The 19,655-nt window shown below is 69.9% G+C and carries 17 protein-coding genes; 11 read left to right on the forward strand and 6 right to left on the reverse strand.

Features of this window, described 5'->3' with window-relative positions; genetic code table 11:
- Window positions 1-74: 74 nt before the first annotated feature.
- Window positions 75-1,820 carry an arginine--tRNA ligase gene (argS, locus tag ACFVY3_RS01135; RefSeq protein WP_400158486.1) on the forward strand — a complete coding sequence of 582 codons (1,746 nt, stop codon included), beginning with the start codon at window positions 75-77 and terminating at the stop codon, window positions 1,818-1,820.
- A 38-nt stretch (window positions 1,821-1,858) separates the two neighbouring features.
- Window positions 1,859-3,523 carry a 2-succinyl-5-enolpyruvyl-6-hydroxy-3-cyclohexene-1-carboxylic-acid synthase gene (gene menD, locus ACFVY3_RS01140; RefSeq protein WP_400158701.1) on the forward strand — a complete coding sequence of 555 codons (1,665 nt, stop codon included), beginning with the start codon at window positions 1,859-1,861 and terminating at the stop codon, window positions 3,521-3,523.
- 116 nt (window positions 3,524-3,639) lie between these two features.
- Here the strand turns inward: menD and ACFVY3_RS01145 are convergent, their stop codons facing one another.
- The 4 genes from ACFVY3_RS01145 to ACFVY3_RS01160 all read right to left on the reverse strand — a co-directional run bounded on the left by ACFVY3_RS01145 (window position 3,640) and on the right by ACFVY3_RS01160 (window position 7,976).
- A complete protein-coding gene (locus ACFVY3_RS01145; RefSeq protein WP_290256060.1) occupies window positions 3,640-4,416 on the reverse strand; it encodes an amino acid ABC transporter ATP-binding protein in 777 nt (258 codons plus the stop codon).
- Window positions 4,413-5,378, reverse strand: coding sequence for an amino acid ABC transporter permease (locus tag ACFVY3_RS01150; protein ID WP_364133635.1), 966 nt, complete (start codon window positions 5,376-5,378; stop codon window positions 4,413-4,415). Before ACFVY3_RS01150 ends, ACFVY3_RS01145 begins: the two co-directional genes overlap by 4 nt.
- Window positions 5,379-5,404: 26 nt before the next feature.
- Window positions 5,405-6,361 carry an ABC transporter substrate-binding protein gene (locus ACFVY3_RS01155; RefSeq protein WP_290256058.1) on the reverse strand — a complete coding sequence of 319 codons (957 nt, stop codon included), beginning with the start codon at window positions 6,359-6,361 and terminating at the stop codon, window positions 5,405-5,407.
- A gap of 295 nt (window positions 6,362-6,656) precedes the next feature.
- Window positions 6,657-7,976 carry an isochorismate synthase MenF gene (locus ACFVY3_RS01160; protein WP_400158487.1) on the reverse strand — a complete coding sequence of 440 codons (1,320 nt, stop codon included), beginning with the start codon at window positions 7,974-7,976 and terminating at the stop codon, window positions 6,657-6,659.
- An 86-nt stretch (window positions 7,977-8,062) separates the two neighbouring features.
- Here ACFVY3_RS01160 and ACFVY3_RS01165 point away from each other — a divergent pair, with 86 nt between their 5' ends.
- The 4 genes from ACFVY3_RS01165 to ACFVY3_RS01180 all read left to right on the forward strand — a co-directional run bounded on the left by ACFVY3_RS01165 (window position 8,063) and on the right by ACFVY3_RS01180 (window position 12,543).
- A complete protein-coding gene (locus ACFVY3_RS01165) occupies window positions 8,063-8,854 on the forward strand; it encodes a demethylmenaquinone methyltransferase (RefSeq protein ID WP_364133627.1) in 792 nt (263 codons plus the stop codon).
- 12 nt (window positions 8,855-8,866) lie between these two features.
- Entirely contained in the window at window positions 8,867-10,207 is a 1,341-nt protein-coding gene (locus ACFVY3_RS01170; RefSeq protein WP_364133625.1) for a geranylgeranyl reductase family protein, read from the forward strand.
- The gene (locus ACFVY3_RS01175; protein WP_377973265.1) at window positions 10,204-11,304 is read left to right on the forward strand and encodes a polyprenyl synthetase family protein; all 1,101 of its coding nucleotides are present in this window, start codon (window positions 10,204-10,206) and stop codon (window positions 11,302-11,304) included. The genes ACFVY3_RS01170 and ACFVY3_RS01175 overlap by 4 nt, the downstream gene beginning before the upstream one ends.
- 417 nt (window positions 11,305-11,721) lie before the next feature.
- Entirely contained in the window at window positions 11,722-12,543 is an 822-nt protein-coding gene (locus ACFVY3_RS01180; RefSeq protein WP_400158488.1) for an endonuclease domain-containing protein, read from the forward strand.
- A gap of 130 nt (window positions 12,544-12,673) precedes the next feature.
- Here the strand turns inward: ACFVY3_RS01180 and ACFVY3_RS01185 are convergent, their stop codons facing one another.
- Window positions 12,674-13,102 carry a hypothetical protein gene (locus ACFVY3_RS01185; RefSeq protein ID WP_290256052.1) on the reverse strand — a complete coding sequence of 143 codons (429 nt, stop codon included), beginning with the start codon at window positions 13,100-13,102 and terminating at the stop codon, window positions 12,674-12,676.
- A 14-nt stretch (window positions 13,103-13,116) separates the two neighbouring features.
- Window positions 13,117-13,788, reverse strand: a complete 672-nt coding sequence (locus ACFVY3_RS01190) for a trimeric intracellular cation channel family protein (protein ID WP_290256051.1) — start codon at window positions 13,786-13,788, stop codon at window positions 13,117-13,119.
- Between the two features lie 57 nt (window positions 13,789-13,845).
- Between ACFVY3_RS01190 and ACFVY3_RS01195 the strand changes: the two genes are divergently transcribed.
- The 5 genes from ACFVY3_RS01195 (at window position 13,846) to ACFVY3_RS01215 (ending at window position 19,608) form a co-directional block, all read left to right on the forward strand.
- Window positions 13,846-14,577: a CbiX/SirB N-terminal domain-containing protein gene (locus ACFVY3_RS01195; protein ID WP_364133615.1), complete on the forward strand. Its 732-nt coding sequence runs from the start codon at window positions 13,846-13,848 to the stop codon at window positions 14,575-14,577.
- An 87-nt stretch (window positions 14,578-14,664) separates the two neighbouring features.
- Window positions 14,665-16,419, forward strand: a complete 1,755-nt coding sequence (locus tag ACFVY3_RS01200; protein WP_400158489.1) for a nitrite/sulfite reductase — start codon at window positions 14,665-14,667, stop codon at window positions 16,417-16,419.
- Window positions 16,383-17,138, forward strand: coding sequence for a phosphoadenylyl-sulfate reductase (locus tag ACFVY3_RS01205; protein WP_400158490.1), 756 nt, complete (start codon window positions 16,383-16,385; stop codon window positions 17,136-17,138). The genes ACFVY3_RS01200 and ACFVY3_RS01205 overlap by 37 nt, the downstream gene beginning before the upstream one ends.
- Window positions 17,135-18,178 (forward strand): sulfate adenylyltransferase subunit CysD, encoded by a 1,044-nt coding sequence (cysD, locus tag ACFVY3_RS01210; protein ID WP_400158491.1) that lies wholly within the window; start codon window positions 17,135-17,137, stop codon window positions 18,176-18,178. The genes ACFVY3_RS01205 and cysD overlap by 4 nt, the downstream gene beginning before the upstream one ends.
- On the forward strand, window positions 18,178-19,608 hold the full coding sequence (locus ACFVY3_RS01215; RefSeq protein WP_400158492.1) for a sulfate adenylyltransferase subunit 1: 1,431 nt from the start codon (window positions 18,178-18,180) through the stop codon (window positions 19,606-19,608). Before cysD ends, ACFVY3_RS01215 begins: the two co-directional genes overlap by 1 nt.
- The last annotated feature ends 47 nt before the right edge of the window (window positions 19,609-19,655 follow it).

Consider the following 19,655-nt stretch of genomic DNA (forward strand, 5'->3'; position numbering starts at 1 on the left):
AGTGGCGGGATATGAGGGAGCGTCTGGCGCGGGGCGGAACTGATAATTTGAACAGTGTGAATAATCCGGCCGAAATGGTTGTCCCCAGAGTCCAGGCAGCGATTGCCACCGCGTTCGGCGACGAGTTCCGCGGAACGGACCCGGTGATCCGCCCCTCGCAGTTCGCGGACATCCAGATCAACGCCGCCCTGGCCCTGGCCCGCAAGGTCGGACTGCCGCCCCGGGACGCCGCCGCCCGGATCGTCGAGGCGCTGGACCTGGACGGGGTCTGCAGCCTGGTCGAGATCTCCGGCCCCGGCTTCATCAACCTCACCTTCGACGGAACCTGGATCGAGGAGCTGCTCAACGCCCCCACCGCGCAGGCCGCCGGGGGCGACGGGCACGGTCCGCTGCACCGCGTCGTCGTCGACTACTCCTCCCCGAACGTCGCCAAGGAAATGCACGTCGGCCACCTCCGTACCACCGTGGTGGGCGACAGCCTGGTCCGGGTCATGGAGGCCCTCGGCCACACCGTGATCCGCCAGAACCACATCGGCGACTGGGGCACCCCGTTCGGCATGCTGATCGAGCACTGGCTGGAGGTGGGCGAGGATTCCCCCGAAGCCGCCCTGCTGGTCGATGACCCCAGCGCCTTCTACCAGGCCGCGCGTGCCAAATTCGACGCGTCCACCGAGGAACCGGACGGCTTCGCCACCCGTGCCCGCCTCCGCGTGGTGGCCCTGCAGGGCGGGGACCCGGAAACGTTCGCCGTCTGGGAACGACTGGTGGCCCAGTCCAAGCGCTACTTCAACGCCATCTACGCCATGCTGGGCATCAGCCTCACCGACGACCACATCGCCGGCGAGAGCTCCTACGACGCGCATCTGGCACAGCTGTGCCAGGAGCTCGAGGAACGCGGCATCGCCCGGATCAGCGAGGGCGCGCTCTGCACCTTCCCGGCCGGCTTCACCGGCCGCGAGGGCGATCCGCTGCCGCTGATCATCCGCAAGTCCGACGGCGGGTACGGTTACGGCACCACCGACCTGGCCACCATTCGCTACCGCGTCCGCGAGCTGCAGGCGGACCGGGTGCTCTACGTCGTCGGCGCCCCGCAGAACGTGCACCTGCGCATGGTCATGGCCACCGCGCGCGACGCCGGCTGGCTGCCGGACACCGTCGAAGCCACCCACGTCCAGATCGGCAACGTCCTGGGCGAGGACGGCAAGATCCTCAAGTCCCGCGCCGGTAACCCGGTCAAGCTGATGGCGCTGCTGCAGGAAGCCGTGGACCGGGCCCGCGCCGTCATCGACGCCAACCGGCCCGAGCTCAGCGATGAGGAGCGCGCCGTCACCGCCCGTCAGGTGGGCATCGGGGCGGTCAAGTACGCCGACCTCTCCACCGGCCACGACACCGAGTACGTCTTCGACTTCGACCGGATGCTGGCCCTCAGCGGGAACACCGGCCCCTACGTCCAGTACGCCGCCGCCCGGATCCGCTCCATCCTCCGCAAGGCCGGGGCATTGGAGCAGCACGAGGCCGCGGCCGTGACCGTGCCGGCGGCGACCATCGCCGTCGTCGAGCCGGCCGAACGCGCCCTGGCCCTGCACCTGCTCGAGTACGACGCCACGCTGCGGAAGGTCGCCGAGCTGCTCGAACCGCACCGGCTCTGCGCCTACCTGTTCGAGCTCGCGCAGCTGTTCACCTCCTTCTACGACCAGTGCCCGGTGCTCAAGGCCGAGGACAGCGTGCGGGAATCCCGGCTGGCCCTCTGCGGGCTGGTGCTGCGCCGGCTGAGCGCGGGCCTGGACCTGCTGGGCATCGAGACGCCGGAGAACATGTGAGCCAGGGCGGGGGACTGGGCGCCGTCGAGAGCGCGCGGATGGCCGTTGCCGCCCTGCTCGGGACCGGCGTCCGCTACGTCGTTGTCGCTCCCGGCTCCCGGTCCGCGCCCATGGCGTACGCGCTGGCCGAGGCGGACACCGCCGGCCGGGTGGAGCTGCTGGTCCGGATCGACGAACGCGACGCAGGCTTCACCGCCCTGGGCCTGGCCCTCGCCACCGGCGCCCCCGCCGCCGTCCTCACCACCTCAGGGACCGCCGTCGGCAACCTGCTGCCGGCCGTGATGGAGGCCAACCACGCCGCCGTGCCACTGGTGGTCCTCTCCGCCGACCGGCCCGACGAACTGCGCGGCACCGGCGCGAACCAGACCACCATCCAGCCTGACCTGTTCGGCGAGCACGTCCGCTTCGCCGTGGACGTGGCCGCCGGGGACAACCCGGTCCGCGCGGTGGAGACCGCGCTCAGCGCCGCCACCGGAGCCTTCGAGGACATCCCGCCCGGCCCCGTGCAGCTGAACCTGGCCTTCCGGGACCCGCTGGTCCCCGCCGAGGGGGAAAGCATGGGCGACCCCGCCGCCCGCCGGGTCCACCACGTCCCGCGGACCCCGCTCGCGCTGGACTTCCCCGCCGCCGACGCCGCCCTGCCGGAGCGGCGCACCGTGGTCCTCGCCGGGCACGACGCCGGCCCCGTCGCCGAGGCGTTCGCCCGAGCCCACGGACTGCCGCTGCTGGCTGAACCGTCCTCCAACGCCCGGTTCGGTCCCAACGCCGTTGGCCCCTACCGGCTCTTGCTGGAGCACTTCGGCCCGGACGCGGCCCAGCCCATCGAACGGGTGGTCCTCTTCGGCCGGCCCACCCTGTCCCGGCCGGTCTCGGCGTTGCTGGCCCGCGCCGACGTCCCCTCCGCCCTCTACCAGCCGGTGCCGGTGGCCTGGTACGAACCCGGCCGCCGGACCGAGCTGCCGTTGGAAACCCTCGCGGACCTGGCCGAGTTCGCCGGCCGCGGACCCGCCGCCTGGCTGGACGCCTGGGTGCTGGCCGGGGCCGCCGCACAGCACGCCCTGGACTCCGTTCTCGCCGGCACGGCCGAGGCCACCGGTCCCGCCGTCGGCGCCCAGGTCTGGGAGCACGCCTCCGGGCAGCTGGTGCTGGGCTCCTCCAACGGCATCCGCGACGTGGACCTGGCCGGTGTCCCGCCGCAGGAACCGCGGGCCACCGTCTTCGCCAACCGCGGCCTCGCCGGGATCGACGGCACCCTGGCCACCGCCACCGGCGTCGCGGTCGGCGGGCGGCAGGAAACCACCGTCCTGCTGGGCGACGTGACGTTCCTGCACGACGCCGGGGGCCTGTTCCTCGGGGCGGGGGAGACGGACCCGGCGCTGCGGATCGTGGTCCTCAACGACGCCGGCGGCGCGATCTTCGGGCTGCTGGAACACGGCGGAATCGACCAGTCCGGCCGCTACGGCACCGCCGTCGAACGCCTCTTCGGCACCCCGCACACCGTGGATCTGTCCGCCCTCGCCATGGCCTACGGCGTGCCGCACCGGGCCGTGACCACGACGGCGGAGCTCGCCGCGGCCCTGGCCGAACCGGTGGAAGGCCGCAGCATCATCGAGGTCCGGACCGACCGGCGGCGTCTGCGGGCCCTGCACGGCAGCATCCGCACCGCGGTGGCCGCCGCCGTCGCAGGCACCCTCGGCCGGTAGCTCCGCGCCGCCCGCGGATTCCGCTGCGGCAGTCGGTTTCCGCTACGAAAAAGGACAGCCGCCACGTGGATCCACGGGGCGGCTGTCCTTTTTCGGCGCGAAATCGCGTCCAGGCCCTAGAGCACCCGGCTCAGGAACTCCTTGGTGCGGGCGTGCTGCGGGTTGGACAGCACCTCGCGCGGGTCACCGGATTCGACGACGACGCCGCCGTCCATGAACGTCAGCCGGTCACCGACCTCCCGGGCGAAACCGATCTCGTGGGTTACCACGATCATGGTCATGCCGGACTTGGCGAGGTCCTTCATCACGTTCAGCACGTCGCCCACCAGTTCGGGGTCCAGTGCCGAGGTGGGCTCGTCGAAGAGCATCAGCTCCGGATCCATGGCCAGCGCCCGGGCGATCGCCACACGCTGCTGCTGGCCGCCGGAGAGCTGCGAGGGGTAGTGCCCGGACCTGTCGGCCAGGCCTACGCGGTCCAGCAACTCCAGCGCCCGCTTCTTGGCGACGTCCTTCGGCTGGCCCTTGACCTGGACCGGAGCCTCCATCACGTTCTGCAGCGCGGTCTTGTGTGGAAACAGGTTGAAGCGCTGGAAGACCATGCCGATCTCGCGGCGCTGGGCGGCGATCTCCTTGGCCTTGAGGTCGTGCAGGCGGCCGTTGACCTCGCGGTAGCCGATCAGCGATCCGCCGACCGAGATCCTGCCGGCGCTGATGGTTTCCAGCAGGTTCACGCAGCGGAGCATGGTGGACTTGCCGGAGCCGGACGGACCGATCACCACGGAGACCTCGCCCTGGTTGACGGTCAGGTCGATGCCGCGCAGCACATGGTGGTGGCCGTAGTACTTGTGCAGCCCCTGGATTTCGACCAGTGGCTTCTCGGCGATGGCCGTCATCGGGCACTCTCCTCGGGGAAGTCCGTTTTCAGTGACCGCTGGGCGTCGGCGCCGGGGGTGCCGGCGGCGGCGGCCTTGGCGGCGGCGGGGTTCACCGCGGCGGGCGCCAGGTTGTCCACGCCCTTGCCGTAGTACGCCTCAAGGTAGTGCTGGCCCACCATCAGGATGCTGGTGACCAGCAGGTACCAGAACGCCGCGACGATCAGCAGCGGGATCGGCAGGTAGATCCGGTTGGCCAGGGCGTTGGTGGCGAAGGTCAGGTCCAGGGTGAACGGCACGGCCAGGACCAGAGAGGTGGTCTTGAGCATGCCGATGGTCTCGTTGCCCGTGGGCGGGACGATGATCCGCATGGCCTGCGGCAGGATGATCCGCCACATAATCTTGCCCTTGGACATGCCGAGCGCCTCGGCGGCCTCGGTCTGGCCCCGGTCCACGGACTTCAGGCCGGCCCGGAAGATCTCGGCCAGGTACGCGGACTCGTTCAGGCCCAGGCCCAGGATCGCGGGGATCAGGCCCTTGCTGGGATCCGAGAGCGCGTAGCTGAACAGCTCCGGACCGAACGGGATGCCCAGGGTGATGGCCGGGTAGAGCACGGTGACCAGGCCCCAGAACACCAGCTGGGTGTAGACCGGGGTGCCGCGGAAGAACCAGACCCAGAGCCAGCTGGTGTAGCGCAGCACCGGGTTGTCGGACTGCCGCATGACCGCCAACAGGATGGCCAGGACAATCGCCAGGACCATCGAGGTGACGGTCAGGAGCAGGGTCCAGCCCACGCCCTGGACCACCTTGACGTCCAGGATGTAGGTGGCGACGACGTCCCAGCGGAAGTTGGGGTTGGTCACGAGGCTCTGCAGCAGCAGGATCAGGGCGCCACCGATGATGATGGCGCTGATCCAGCGGCCGGGGTGGCGCACCGGTACCGACTTGTTCAGTACCGGTGCTTCCTCATTCCGGTCCTTCATTGCAGCATCCGAGTGGCCGGTTAGGCTCAAGACGACGCCGCCGGGTTGAGCTCGGACTTGGTGATGGCGCCTTCGGCGTTGCCCCAGCCCTCGAGGATCTTCTTGTAGGACCCGTCAGCGATCAGCTTGGTCATGGTCTTCTGGACGAGGTCCGCGAGGGCCGTGTCCGACTTGGCGACGGCGATGCCCTGCGGAGCGGCGTCGTAGACGTCGCCGAGCTTCTCGAGCTGGCCGTTGGTCTGGGTGAGGGCGTAGCCGATGATCGGGGAATCGGCGGCCATCGCGTCGATGCTGCCGTTGACCAGGCGGGTGGTGACGTCGGTCTGGTTCTTCAGCGTCACGATTTCGATCGGCTTCTTGCCCTCGGCGGTGCACTTCTTGTTGCGGTCGGCGAGGTCCGGGTCTTCCTGCACGGTGCCGGTCTGGACGCCGATGGCCTTGCCGCAGACGTCATCGAGCGAGAAGCTCTTCGGGTTGCCCTTCTTCACTGCCCAGGCGGTGCCGGCGTTGAAGTAGCTGACCATGTTCACCGCGCCGAGGCGCTCCTTGTTGATGGTGAAGGAGGAGATGCCCAGGTCGTACTTCGGGCCGAGCGCCGGGAGGATGCCGGTGAATTCCGCGGTCTGGACCTGGACCTTGAGGCCCAGGGTCGCGCCGATCGCCTTGGCGATGTCGACGTCGTAGCCCACCGGGGTCTGGCCGTCCGGGCCGAGGAATTCGGCCGGGGCGTAGCTGGTGTCGGCGCCGATGGTCAGGGTGCCCTTGGACTTGATGGCCGCGGGGACCATGGCGGCCAGGGAATCGTCCTTCTGCACGGTCGTGGGGTCGAAGCTGGCCTTCGTCGCGCCGGAGGCTGCGGGGCTGCCGGCGCCGGACCCGGTCTCGGAGGCGTTGGTGCAGGCGGACAGTGCCAGAGCACCGACGGCAAGGACGGTGGCGGCCTTGAGCGTGGAGGCGCTCAGGAGCGAACGGGAGATCTGCATTTTTTCTTACCTTTTGTTGCAGGGGAGCCGGGAACTAAATCGGTTCATAGTGTATCGCCGAACAAGAGATGTACGTCACAGAAAACTAAGTTTCACTATTGGATAACTATAGTGAACGCTTTTGCAACCATTACCGCCGGGCAGATGTCTGGGATCCCGGATTCGGTGTCGCGGCGGACGGCCGCCGGGTGAGCCAGGGGTACGACGGCGGTGGGCCGGACTCCCGTGGGCGGCGCCGGTGCGCCGGCTTCCCGCCGCCAGCGGCCACGCCCGCGTGCGCGTCGAGAGCCGGGGCTCAGCTCTCGATGCCGAGGGATTCCAGCATCGGCCGGAACTTCGCCCAGGTCTCGGCCAGCTCCATCTCCGGAACCGAACCCTCGACCACGCCGCAGCCGGCGTATAGCCGGACCGTGTCCGGGCCCTCGACTACCGCGCCGCGCAGGGCGATGCCCCACTCGCCGTTGCCGGCCGCGTCCAGCCAGCCCACCGGACCGGCGTACGGGCCGCGGTCCAGGTGCTCGAGCTTGCGGATGAGCGCCCCGGCCACCGTGGTGGGGGTGCCGCAGACGGCCGCGGTGGGATGCAGGGCATTGATCAGCGCCAGGCAGGTGGGGACGTGGCCCTCCACCTCGGTCAGCTCGGCCTTCACGTCGGAGGCGAGATGCCAGACGTTGGGCAGTTCCAGGATGAAGGGCTCGCTGTGGGCGTTCATGGCCTCTGAGAACGGCGCCAGCCGGGTGGTCAGCGACGCAATGGCGATGTCGTGCTCGTGGCGCTGCTTCTCGGACCCGGCCAGGACCCGCTCGGCGAAGTCCAGCGGGCTGCCCTCGATGCCGTCGGCGTCCCGCCGGTCCAGGGTCCCTGCCAGAACGCGGGCCTGGGCCGTGCGGCCCTCCACCTGGATCAGCATCTCCGGGGTGGAGCCCACCAGTCCGTCCACGCCGTAGGTCCAGCACTCGCGGTACCGGACGGCCAGTTCGCGGAGTATGGCGGCCGCGTGCACGCCGTCGGGCAGGGTGGCCACGATGTCCCGGGCCAGCACCAGCTTCTCCAGGGCGCCGGTGCGGATTTCGGCGACGCCGGCGGCGACGGCGGCCATCCAGTCCGTCTCGCTGAGCGCCCCGGTGCTGAGCTTGGCCTCGCGGTCGCCCTGCGGCTCCTGCTCCGGAGCGGTGTCCAGCCAGCGGTTCAGGGCGGCGCGCGCGCCTGCCTCGGTGAGTTCGACGTCGTCGGCGGTGATCTGGGTCAGCCAGGCCGTCCCGTCGCGCAGCCCCACCACGATCTCTGGGATGATCAGCCGGGATTCGTGCGCGGAAACCTTGGAGAAGGCAAAGGATCCGAAGGCCGCCGGGCCGGTGCCGGGGCACTCCACCGCGTCGGTAACGTCGGCCTCGAGGACCAGGTGGCGCCACCAGATGTCGGCCTCCAGGAACCGCTCCGGGCCCGTGGCCGTGAACCGGTCCACCTCGCCGAAGCCCACCAGTCCGGCCTCGCGGCGGGTCCAGCAGAGCACGTCGTCACGGACCAGAAATGACGGCAGCCCCCCGGGGAACGAATCAGCATCGAGGGGGACTGTCAGGGTCCTGATATGTCTGGTGCCGGGCGCGCTCGTCATGATGAGACAACACTACTCCCGCGTGTCCCGCCCTCTGCCCGGTCCGGCGGTTAGGGGGAGGGTGGAAGTTTTGAGACAATGACGGGGTGAACCGAGCATCCTTGGATAAGCGTCCGGACGAAGTAGCCACGATGTTTGATGACGTCGCGCCTAAATACGACGTCGTCAACGATGTGCTGTCGATGGGACAGACCCGGCGCTGGCGCCGGATCGTCGTCGAGGCCATGGATGTGAAGGCCGGCCAGCGGGTGCTGGACCTGGCCGCGGGAACCGGCACCTCCAGCGAGCCGTACGCGGACGCCGGCGTCGACGTCGTCGCCTGCGACTTCTCCCTGGGCATGCTGAAGGTGGGCAAACGCCGCCGCCCGGACATCGACTTCATCGCCGGCGACGCCACCCGGCTGCCGTTCGCCGACAACACCTTCGACGCGAGCACCATCTCCTTCGGCCTGCGCAACGTCAACGAGCCCAAGAAGGCCCTCGCCGAGATGCTCAGGGTCACCAAGCCCGGCGGCCGGCTGGTCATCGCCGAGTTCTCCCAGCCCGTGGTGCCGCTCTGGCGAACCATGTACACCGAGTACCTGATGCGCGCGCTGCCCGCGATCGCCGTCAAGGTCTCCTCCAACCCGGACGCCTACGTCTACCTCGCCGAATCCATCCGCGCCTGGCCAGATCAGGACCACCTGGCCGCCTGGCTGCAGGAAGCCGGCTGGGAGTCCGTCAGCTACCGCAACCTCAGTGGCGGCATCGTTGCCGTGCACCGGGCGCAGAAGCCGGCCGGTCCGGCGGACGGCCCCGCCGCCGGTGCGCAGGCCCTGGCCAACCACACCGGCCCGGTCGCGAAGCTGCGGCGCAACATCGCCCGGCCCGGGCGCTAGCCCGGCGATGCCGTGAAAGTACTGATCGTCGGCGCGGGTCCCGCTGGATCCACCGCCGCGTACTACCTGGCGCAGGCCGGCCTCGAGGTTACGGTGCTGGAGAAGACCAGCTTCCCGCGCGAGAAGGTCTGCGGCGACGGCCTCACGCCCCGCGCGGTGCGGGAAATCCAGAAGCTCGGCCTGCCGCACCCCGAAACCGAGGGCTGGCGGCGGAACAAGGGCCTGCGGCTGATCGCGGGCGGCCGCACCATCGAACTGCCCTGGCCCGAGGTCTCCGACTTCCCGCAGTACGGCCTGATCCGGACCCGGCTGGGCTTCGACGAGGAGCTCGCCCGGCACGCCCAGTCCGCGGGCGCCGTCGTGCTCGAACGCCACAGCGTCACCGAAGCACTCCGCGACGACGACGGCCGGGTCACCGGCGTCCGTGCCGCGCTGCTCGATGACGCCGGCCGCAAGACGGGGGAGACCCGGGACTTCACCGCCGACGTCGTCCTCGCCGCCGACGGCAACTCCGCCCGCACCGCCGTGTCCCTGGGCCTGCGCAAACGCGACGACCGGCCGCTGGGCGTGGCCGTGCGCACCTACTTCACCAGCCCCCGCCACGAGGACGACTGGATGGAGGGCTGGCTGGAACTGCCCGGCGCCGACGGCAAGCTGCTGCCCGGCTACGGCTGGATCTTCGGCGTCGGTGACGGCACCTCCAACGTGGGCCTGGGCATCCTGAACTCTTCCAAGGAATTCGGCAAGCTCGACTACAAGCAGGTCCTGCGCGAGTGGACCGCCGGGATGCCGCCGGAGTGGGGCTTCACTCCGGAGAACCAGGTGGGCGAGATCCGCGGTGCTGCGTTGCCCATGGGCTTCAACCGCACCCCGCACTACGCTCCCGGCCTGCTGCTGCTCGGTGACGCCGGCGGCATGGTCTCCCCGTTCAACGGCGAGGGCATCTCCTATGCGATGGAGTCCGCCCGCTTCGCCGCCGAGTACCTGATCGACACCGCCTCCCGGTCCGCGGCGGCCGGCTGGGACCGGAACGACGCCGACGCGCACCTGTCCGGGTACGCCGGCTACGTCCGGGACCAGTGGGGCTCGCACTTCACCCTGGGCCGCGCCTTCGCCGCCGTGATCGGCAAGCCGGCGGTCATGAAGCTCGCGCTGCGGACCGGCATGCCGCTGCCGCTGTTGATGAAGTTCGTGGTCCGGCTGATGGCCAACCTGACCGACCCCTCCGCCAGGGGCATCGAGGACCGGATGATCCGGGTCCTGGAGGCCCTGGTCCCGGCGACGTCCAATACCGGCACCGTTCCGGCCCCGAATCCGCGGTTTCCGCAACAAAAAGTTAGGGTTAACCCGTGACCAACTCCGCAGACCAAAGCTGGACGCACGCCGGGCACGGCCTGCAGGGCTCCGAGCCCGACCTGAACACCACCGCCATCGCCACCGGGCTGCAGCTTCCGGCAGGGTTTGCGGCGATCGCCGGCGACGCCGAACTGGGCCCCGCGATCACCACCAACCTCGCCCGCGTGGAGAAGAAGCTGCGCGAGGCGATCGCCAACTCCGACCCGCTGGCTGACGCGACCTCCCGTCACCTGGTGGAGGCCGGCGGCAAGCGCATCCGGCCGCTGCTCACCCTGCTGTGCGCGCACCTGGGGGACGCCTCGCGGCCCGCCGTGGTGCAGGCCGCCGTCGTTGTCGAACTGACGCACCTGGCCACGCTTTACCACGACGACGTAATGGACTCCGCGCCGTTCCGCCGCGGGGCCCCCACCGCCCACGAGGTCTGGGGCAACTCCGTGGCCGTCCTCACCGGCGACCTGATCTTCGCCCGCGCCTCGATCCTGGTCTCCGAGCTGGGCTCCCGGGCCCTGGGCATCCAGGCCCGCACCTTCGAACGGCTGTGCCTCGGCCAGCTGCACGAGACCGTCGGGCCGCGGCCGGACGAGGATCCCGTGGAGCACTACCTGTCCGTGATCGCGGACAAGACCGGCTCCCTCGTGGCGGCCTCGGGCCAGCTTGGGGCGATCTTCTCCGGGGCCGACGAGTCCTACGAGGCCCTGCTGGTCGAGTACGGCGAGAAGGTGGGCGTGGCCTTCCAGCTCGCCGACGACGTGATCGACGTGACCGGCGTCAAGGTCAAGAGCGGCAAGTCTCCGGGCACCGACCTGCGCGAGGGCGTGCCCACGCTGCCCGTGCTGCTGCTGCGCAAGGCCGCCGCCGACGGCGACCAGTCCGCCGTGGACCTGCTGACCCTGATCGACGGGGACCTGAGCTCCGACGAGGCGCTGGCTGCCGCCGTCGCCGGGCTGCGCGAGCACCCTGTCACCGCCCAGTCCTGGACCGTGGCGCGGGAGTGGGCCGCCGAGGCGATCGCCGCCTTGGAGCCCCTTCCCGAGGGCGTGGTCAAGGATTCGCTGACCAGCTTCGCGCACGCCGTGGTGGAGCGCAGCAGCTAGGTTCCTTGCGGTGCCGTGGCCCCTGTCCGGACCGGCAACCCTTTGGACGCGGAATGGCCCCGGTCCTCACAACGTTCGAGTCGTCCGTTGTGCGGAACCGGGGCCATTTCTCCGTTCGCATCAGATTCACCGGAGGCATTTAGTGAACCCATGAATAAGCGTATGACAAATCTGTCAAGCTGTCTAGGGTTTCTGTAAATTGGCTGTCACGGTTCGCGGCGGGCTCCCCGGCGGAGTTTCCCCACTTTTCCCCAACCCCGGCGTCGGCTGCCCAGCGAGCCGCGGCGACCCGCCGTCGTCGGTCCGCAAAGGCGGGGAAAACCCGCAGCCGAGGACGAGCCATCTCCAACCCGGTCTTTTCCACATAGGGGATGCGGGGGCTTACGACGTCCGCCTGCCATCCGGTCTGCTGTGGCCATGGACGTCGTGGGTTACCTGAGGTATGCCGGCTCCGTGGCCAGGCCGCAGACGCTGCTTCGCGGCGGGTGCACGGAGCGGGCGATCCGCAACGCCGTCGCGGCCGGGGACATCCTCCGGCTGCGCCACGGCGTCCTGGCCCTTCCCGATGCCGCGCCCGACCTGACCGCCGCCGTGATGGCCAATGGGCTGCTGTCCTGCGTCTCCGCGGCCGGTCATCTCGGCCTGTGGCGGCTGCACGAGCCCGACCGGCCGCATCTGCTGTGCCGGCATGGTTCGGCTACCGGGGTGGTGATTCATCGGGGGAGCGTTGTTCCTGCGGAGTTCCCGCTGCCTCTGGCCGGGGTGACCGACTGCCTGCTGCATGCCCTGCGCTGCCGTCCCCCGATCGAGGCCGCGGTGATAGTAGAAAGTGCGCTGCGACAGGGACGGACCACCCCGGACTACCTTCGCCAACGCCTGCCGGGCAACCGCAACGGTGTGGCCCGTGCCGTACTGGAGCTGGTAGACGGAACGGCGGACTCCGCCGTCGAAGTCGTGGCCCGGCTCCTGTTTCGCGCCGAGGGAATCTTCACGCAGACGCAGGTGGCCCTGCCGGGCATCGGGATCGTCGACTTCCTGCTGGAAGGCTTCCTGATCATAGAAATCGATGGCAAGACCCACCTGGAACCCCGGCAGGTGGTCAAGGACCGGCGTCGCAATAATGCCAGCAGCCTGTCCGGCTATGTCGTGCTCCGGTACGGCTACCAGGACGTCGTCTACTACCCAGAACGGGTGGTCGCTGAGGTCTGGCAGGTGCTCCGCGGCCGCGTCATCCGCTGAGATTCCCCGGGTTTGGACCGAAGTTGGCCGTCAACACCGGCGTGGCGGTGCGACACTCCGGCGGGGGCTGCCAAAGGTGGGGAGGTTTGGCAGCCGAAGTGCCCCCGGGGGGAGCGCCGGCGGCGGGAGGCTAGTCCTCGTCGTCGTCGTTGAAGGCCCACTCGAACATGTCGAAGACGAACTCGGAGAAGGTTCCCTCTTCGCTCTTCCACTGTCCGCGGGCGTTGTTGCGGCGGTACACGATGGGGTCCGGGACGCTGAGGTCGCCCACGCGGAAGCCCCAGGTGAACTGCTCTTCCTCGTCCTCGAGGAACATCAGGAAGCCCTCGTCGTCGACTTCGAGTTCCTCGGGATCCCAGAAGTAGTGGTACGCCTCCATCAGGTCCTCGCAGCCGCCGAGGGCCAGGTAAAACTCGCGGAGAACCAGCGGGATGGTGAACTGGTGCTCGGCCAGGGCCTCGTCCAGCTCCTGCTCGGACAGGCCGTCCGCTTCCTGCCATTCGTCTTCGAGATATTTCGGAACAAGCGCGCGGAACTTCTCGAGGAACATGTCAGTCATGCTTCATATCCTAGCTAATCCGAGGGCCCTCTCCCCGCCCGGCCCAGGCCCAGCCGGTGCCAGCCGCGCACGGCCAGTGGAACCCGCCAGCGGCGCCGCCACGCGGTGACCCGGAACGCGAAAACCAGGGCGGCCACCACCGGCCCGGTGACCGGGTTGAAGGAGCCCGTCACGGACAGCGCCACCGTCAGTCCGGCGCCGGCGAACGCGGGCAGGGCGTACAGGTCGCCGGGGTCGAATAGCTGCGGTACCTCGTTGGCGGTGATGTCGCGCAGCAGGCCGCCGCCCACCGCCGTTGTCACACCCAGCAGCACCGCGGCCACCGGGTGCATCCCCGCGGCGAGGGCTTTCAGGCTGCCCGTGATGCAGAACAGGGCCAGGCCGCCGGCGTCGAAGAGCACCAGCAGGGAGGTGAACCGCTGGACGCTTGAGTAGAGGAAATACACCAGCACGGTCGCCAGCAGCGGGGGAGCGAGGTAGGCGGGGTTGGTGAACGCCGCCGGGGAGCCATTGTTGATGATGATGTCCCGGATGACGCCGCCGCCCAGGCTCACCACCGAGGCCAGCAGCAGGGAGCCGACAATGTCGAATTCCTTCCGCGCCGCCAGCAGCGATCCGGACACCGCGAAGAAGAAGACACCGGCCAGGTCCAACCACACCAGGACGAGGCTGAAGGAAAAGGTCATGGCGGTCCTGGTTATTCGGCGGGGCGGAGGGGCGGCTCCAAGGTTACGCTAGCGGCTATGGATAGCCCCCTCCTGATCGCCTGCGCCCACGGAACCGCCAACCCCGACGGCGCCGCGGAAGTCAACGCCCTGCGCGCCGCCATCGCCGCCCTCCGTCCCGGACTGGAGGTCCTTGAGGCCTACGTCGACGTCCAGGAGCCCGTCCTGCCCGACGTCGTCGCGGGGCTCCCCGCCGGTCGGAGCGCCGTCGTCGTGCCGCTGCTGCTCAGCATCGGCTACCACGTCAAGGTGGACATCGCCCGCGCCGTGGGCAGCCGCCCCGGCACGGTGGCGGCGGCGCCGCTGGGGCCGGATCCCCGCCTCGCCGCCCTGCTTGACCGGCGGCTGCGGGAGGCGGGGGTGACGGACAACGACGCCGTGATTGTCGCCGCGGCGGGCTCCTCGGACCCCACCGCCGCGGACAACGTCGAAGAACTGGTGGGTCAGCTCCGGGACCTCCGCTCGAACCGGATCGTCGCCGCCTACGGAGCCTCCGCGAAACCGTCGGTTCCCGAAGCCGTCGCAATGCTGCGCGAGGAGGCGGCCGGGGGAGCGGGGGCCGGGGCGTCCGCCGGCGCCGTCGACCTCGGTGGCCGGGTGGTGATCGCGTCCTACCTGCTGGCGCCCGGGTTCTTCCACAACCAGCTCGCCAAGGCCGGGGCGGACCTGGTCACCGCGCCGCTGCTGCCCTCCCCGGACCTGGCCCGGATCGCCTTGGACCGCTACGACGCCGCGGTGGCCGCGTCCTAAGGTCCGCGTATGACGAATTGTTGCCCACGGTGACCCCGCGTTTCTGACCCGTTGTCGGCCGATTCGGGCCGCCCCTACAGTCGAGCCATGACTGATACAGCTCTAGCCGGAGCGCCCCAGGACCAGACCGCCGGCGGCCGTTCGGCCCGCGCCGCCAGGCCCGGCCGGCCCGCCGCCAAGCCCCACGGGCAGTGGAAGGTGGACGGCACCGCGCCGCTGAACGCCAACGAAACCTGGAAACAGGAAGACAACGGCTTGAACGTGCGGGAGCGCATCGAGTCGGTCTACGCCAAGCACGGTTTCGACTCGATCGACGGCACCGACCTTCACGGCCGGTTCCGCTGGTGGGGTCTCTACACGCAGCGCAAGCCCGGGATCGACGGCGGCAAGACCGCCACCCTGGAGCCGCACGAGCTCGAGGACAAGTTCTTCATGCTCCGGGTCAGGATCGACGGCGGCGCCCTATCCACCGAGCAGCTGCGCGTCATCGGCGGCATCTCCGTGGACTTCGCCCGGGACTCGGCCGACCTCACGGACCGGCAGAACATCCAGCTGCACTGGATCCGGGTCGAGGACGTGCCGGAAATCTGGCGCCGCCTCGAGGCGGTGGGGCTGTCCACCACGGAGGCCTGCGGCGACGTGCCCCGCGTGATCCTGGGCTCCCCGGTGGCCGGGATCGCCAAGGACGAGGTCATCGACCCGACCCCGCTGATCCGGGAGCTCGCCGAGCGCTTCATCGGCGACCCGGAGCTGGCCAACCTTCCGCGCAAGTTCAAGACGGCCATCACCGGCCACCCCAGCCAGGACGTGGTCCACGAGATCAATGACGTCGCCCTGGTGGGTCTGGTTCACCCCGAACTCGGCGCCGGCTACGACCTCTGGGTGGGCGGCGCGCTCTCCACTAACCCGATGCTCGGCAAGCGCCTCGGCGCCTTCGTCCGCCCGGACCAGGCCGCCGACGTCTGGCTTGGAGTCACCAGCATCTTCCGCGATTACGGCTACCGGCGCATGCGCACCAAGGCCCGGCTGAAGTTCCTGCTCGCCGATTGGGGTCCGGAGAAGTTCCGCCGGGTCCTCGAGGACGAATACCTCGGCTACGCGCTCAGCGACGGCCCGGCCGCGCCTAAGCCGGCAACCCCCGGCGACCACATCGGCGTCCATGAACAAAAGGACGGCAGGTTCTTCATCGGCGCCACTCCGGTGGCCGGACGCCTCTCCGGCAGCCAGCTCGTGGCCCTCGCCGACACCCTCGAATCCCGCGGTTCGCGGCGGCTGCGGACCACCCCGCATCAGAAGCTCGTGGTCCTGGACGTGCCCGGCGGCCAGGTGGAACCGCTCGTGGCCGAGCTCGACGCCCTGGGCCTGTCCGCCCGCCCGTCCGTGTTCCGCCGCGGCACCATTGCCTGCACCGGGATCGAATTCTGCAAGCTCGCGATCGTCGAAACGAAGGCGACGGCGGCGACGGCGGTGGCCGAACTGGAGCGACGCCTCGCCGACCTCGTCGACGCCGGGAAGCTGCCGGAGTCGCTGTCCCTGCACATCAACGGCTGCCCCAATTCCTGCGCCCGCATCCAGACGGCGGACATCGGCCTAAAGGGCATGATGCTTCCCACGCCCGACGGCGACCCGACGCCCGGCTTCCAGGTCCATCTCGGCGGCGGACTCGCCTCCACCGACCGGGAGGAGGCGGGCCTGGGACGCACCGTCCGGGGCCTCAAGGTCACCGCCGACGAACTGCCCGACTACGTGGAGCGGGTGGTGCGAAAATTCGCCGACACCCGTACCGACGGCCAGAGCTTCGCCGAATGGGCCTTCGCCGCCGACGAAGGGGACCTGCAGTGAGCTCCAGCGCCCCTGTTGCCCTCCGCCGCCGCGAGGAGCTCAAGGCCCTCGCTGCGGCCGGGGCCGCCGAACTCGGCTGGGACGCCCCGGCCGGCGACGTGATCGACTGGGTGGCGCGCACCTTCGAACGGCCCGCCGTCGCCGTCGCCTGCTCCATGGCCGACGCCGTCCTGCCCGCCCTCGTTGCGGAACGGATTCCCGGCGTCGACGTGCTCTTCCTGGACACCGGCTACCACTTCCCGGAAACCTACGCCACGCGCGACGAGGTGGCCGCGAACCTGCGCGTCACCGTCGTGGACGTACTCCCGGAAACCACCGTGGAGCAGCAGGACCGGATCCTCGGCAAGGACCTCTTCGCCCGTGACGCCGCCCAGTGCTGCGCGCTCCGCAAGGTCGCCCCGCTGCACCGCACCCTGGCCGGCTACGAACTCTGGTTCACCGGCGTCCGCCGCGACGAGGCACCCACCCGCACCAACACCCCGCTGGTGACCTGGGACGAAGCCAACGGCCTGGTCAAGGTCAACCCCGTGGCGGCCTGGACCTTCGACCAACTGGTGGCCTACTCGGAGGAGAACCTCCTGCCCGTCAACCCGCTCCTTTCACAGGGCTACCCCTCCATCGGTTGCCAGCCCTGCACCCGCCAGGTCGCCCCCGGCGAGGACCCCCGCGCCGGCCGCTGGGCCGGAACCGACAAAACAGAATGCGGACTACACGTATGAGCATCAAGACCACCAACGAGGAACTGCAGCTGGCCGGGCTGGTCCACGGCACGGTTGGGACGCCGATTGCCGCCCCGGGAGTGGCATCGGGCCTGTCGGAGCCGCGCGGCGCAGGGGCGGGGGCGGCAATCGGCGTCGCGGCCCCGGCACGTCTTTCATCCCTGGACACGCTCGAATCCGAGGCGATCCACATCATCCGGGAGGTTGTTGCCGAGTTTGAGCGGCCCGCGCTGCTGTTTTCCGGCGGCAAGGATTCTGTGGTGATGCTGCACCTGGCCACCAAGGCTTTCTGGCCTGGCAAGGTGCCTTTCCCGGTCCTGCATGTGGATACCGGGCACAACTTCCCGGAGGTGATCGAGTTCCGGGACCGGACCGTGGAGCGGCTGGGGCTCAGGCTCGTGGTGGGCTCCGTGCAGGAGTTCATCGATTCCGGCGAGCTGGCCGAGCGCGCGGACGGCACCCGCAACCCGCTGCAGACCGTCCCGCTGCTGGACGCGATCAGCAGCAACCGGTTCGACGCCGTCTTCGGTGGCGGCCGCCGGGACGAGGACAAGGCCCGGGCCAAGGAACGCATCCTCAGCCTGCGCGACGAGTTCGGCCAGTGGGACCCGCGCAACCAGCGCCCGGAACTCTGGAACCTGTACAACGGCCGCCACACCGTGGGCCAGCACGTCCGGGCCTTCCCGATCAGCAACTGGACCGAACTGGACGTCTGGCGCTACATCGAACGCGAGAACATCGACCTGCCGGGCCTCTACTACGCCCACGAGCGGGAGGTCTTCGCCCGCGACGGCATGTGGCGCGCCGTCGGCGAGGTCTCCCAACCCCGCACCGACGAGCAGGTCCTCACCAAAACGGTCCGCTACCGCACCGTCGGGGACATGTCCTGCACCGGCGCTGTCGAATCCGCCGCCGCCACCGTGCGCGACGTCGTGATTGAAGTTGCCGCCTCCACCATCACCGAACGTGGCGCCACCCGGGCCGATGACCGCATCTCCGAGGCCGCCATGGAAGACCGCAAGAAAGACGGCTATTTCTAATGAGCACGATTCCCGCCACCGAGGATGCCGCCGCCGAAGACCTGGGACTCTCATCCGCGTCGCTGTTCCGCTTCGCCACCGCCGGCTCCGTCGACGACGGCAAGTCCACCCTGGTGGGCCGGCTCCTGCACGATTCGAAAGCCATCCTTGCCGACCAGCTCGACGCCGTCGCCCGCACCTCTGTTGACCGCGGCTTCGGCGCGGCGGACGGGGAGGGCGGAGGGCAGCGTATCGACCTCGCGCTGCTGACCGACGGGCTGCGCGCCGAGCGGGAACAGGGCATCACCATCGACGTCGCCTACCGCTACTTCGCCACCGACCGGCGCAGCTTTATCCTCGCCGACTGCCCCGGGCACGTGCAGTACACCCGGAACACGGTGACCGGAGCCTCCACCGCGGACGCCGTCGTCGTCCTCATTGATGCCCGCAAGGGTGTCCTGGAACAGACCCGCCGGCACCTGTCCGTGCTGCACCTGCTGCGGGTGCCGCACGTGATCGTGGCGGTGAACAAGATCGACCTGGTGGACTTCAGCGAGGACGTCTTCCGCACCATCGAGGCCGAGGTGCAGCACGTGGGCCGCGAACTGGGGCTGGGGGACGGGGACGGTTCCGGGCTACTGGTGGTGCCGGTGTCCGCGCTCGACGGCGACAACGTCGTCGAGCGGTCCACGCGCACCCCCTGGTACCGGGGACCGGCGCTGCTGGAGATCCTTGAGACCCTCCCGGCCGCCGATGAGATCGAAACCCACCTGGAGAGCTTCCGGTTCCCGGTCCAGCTGGTAGTTCGGCCGCAGGGGGCGCTGGCCCCCGACGCGCTCGCTCGCGGCCTCAACCCCGGCGCGTACCGCGACTACCGGGCCTACGCCGGCCAGATCACCGAGGGTGCGGTGAGGGTCGGCGACCCGGTCACCGTCCTGACGCCCGGGCAGGCGCCGCGGAACACCACGGTGACCGGGATCGACTTCGCCGGCCGGCAGCTCACGGAGGCCGTGGCGCCGCAGTCGGTGGCGCTGCGGCTGGCGGACGAGTTCGACGTCGCCCGCGGCGACACGATCACGGCCGCCGGAACGATCTCCGAGTCCACCGCCGACCTCTACGCCTCGCTCTGCTGGCTGTCCCCGACGCCGCTGCGGGAGGGCGCCAAGGTGCTGGTCAAACACGGCACCCGCACGGTCCAGGCCCTGGTCCGGAACGTTACCGGCAGGCTGGACCTCGGCAGCTTCCGGGTGGAACCGGCCTCCACGCTGGAACTCAACGACATCGGCCACGCCCAGCTCCGGCTTGCCGCCTCCTTGCCGCTGGAGAACTACCGGCACCACCGGCGGACCGGTGCGTTCCTGGTGATCGACCCTCGGGACGGCAACACCCTCGCCGCGGGACTGGTCCGGGACCACCCTGGCGACCACGAGGACGAGCGCTACAGCATCTGAGCCGCATCTGAGCCGCGATCTGAGCCTCGGCGGAGGCGGCGCCCAAC

This window comes from Arthrobacter sp. BPSS-3 (assembly GCF_044628475.1).
Taxonomy (GTDB): Bacteria; Actinomycetota; Actinomycetes; order Actinomycetales; family Micrococcaceae; genus Arthrobacter.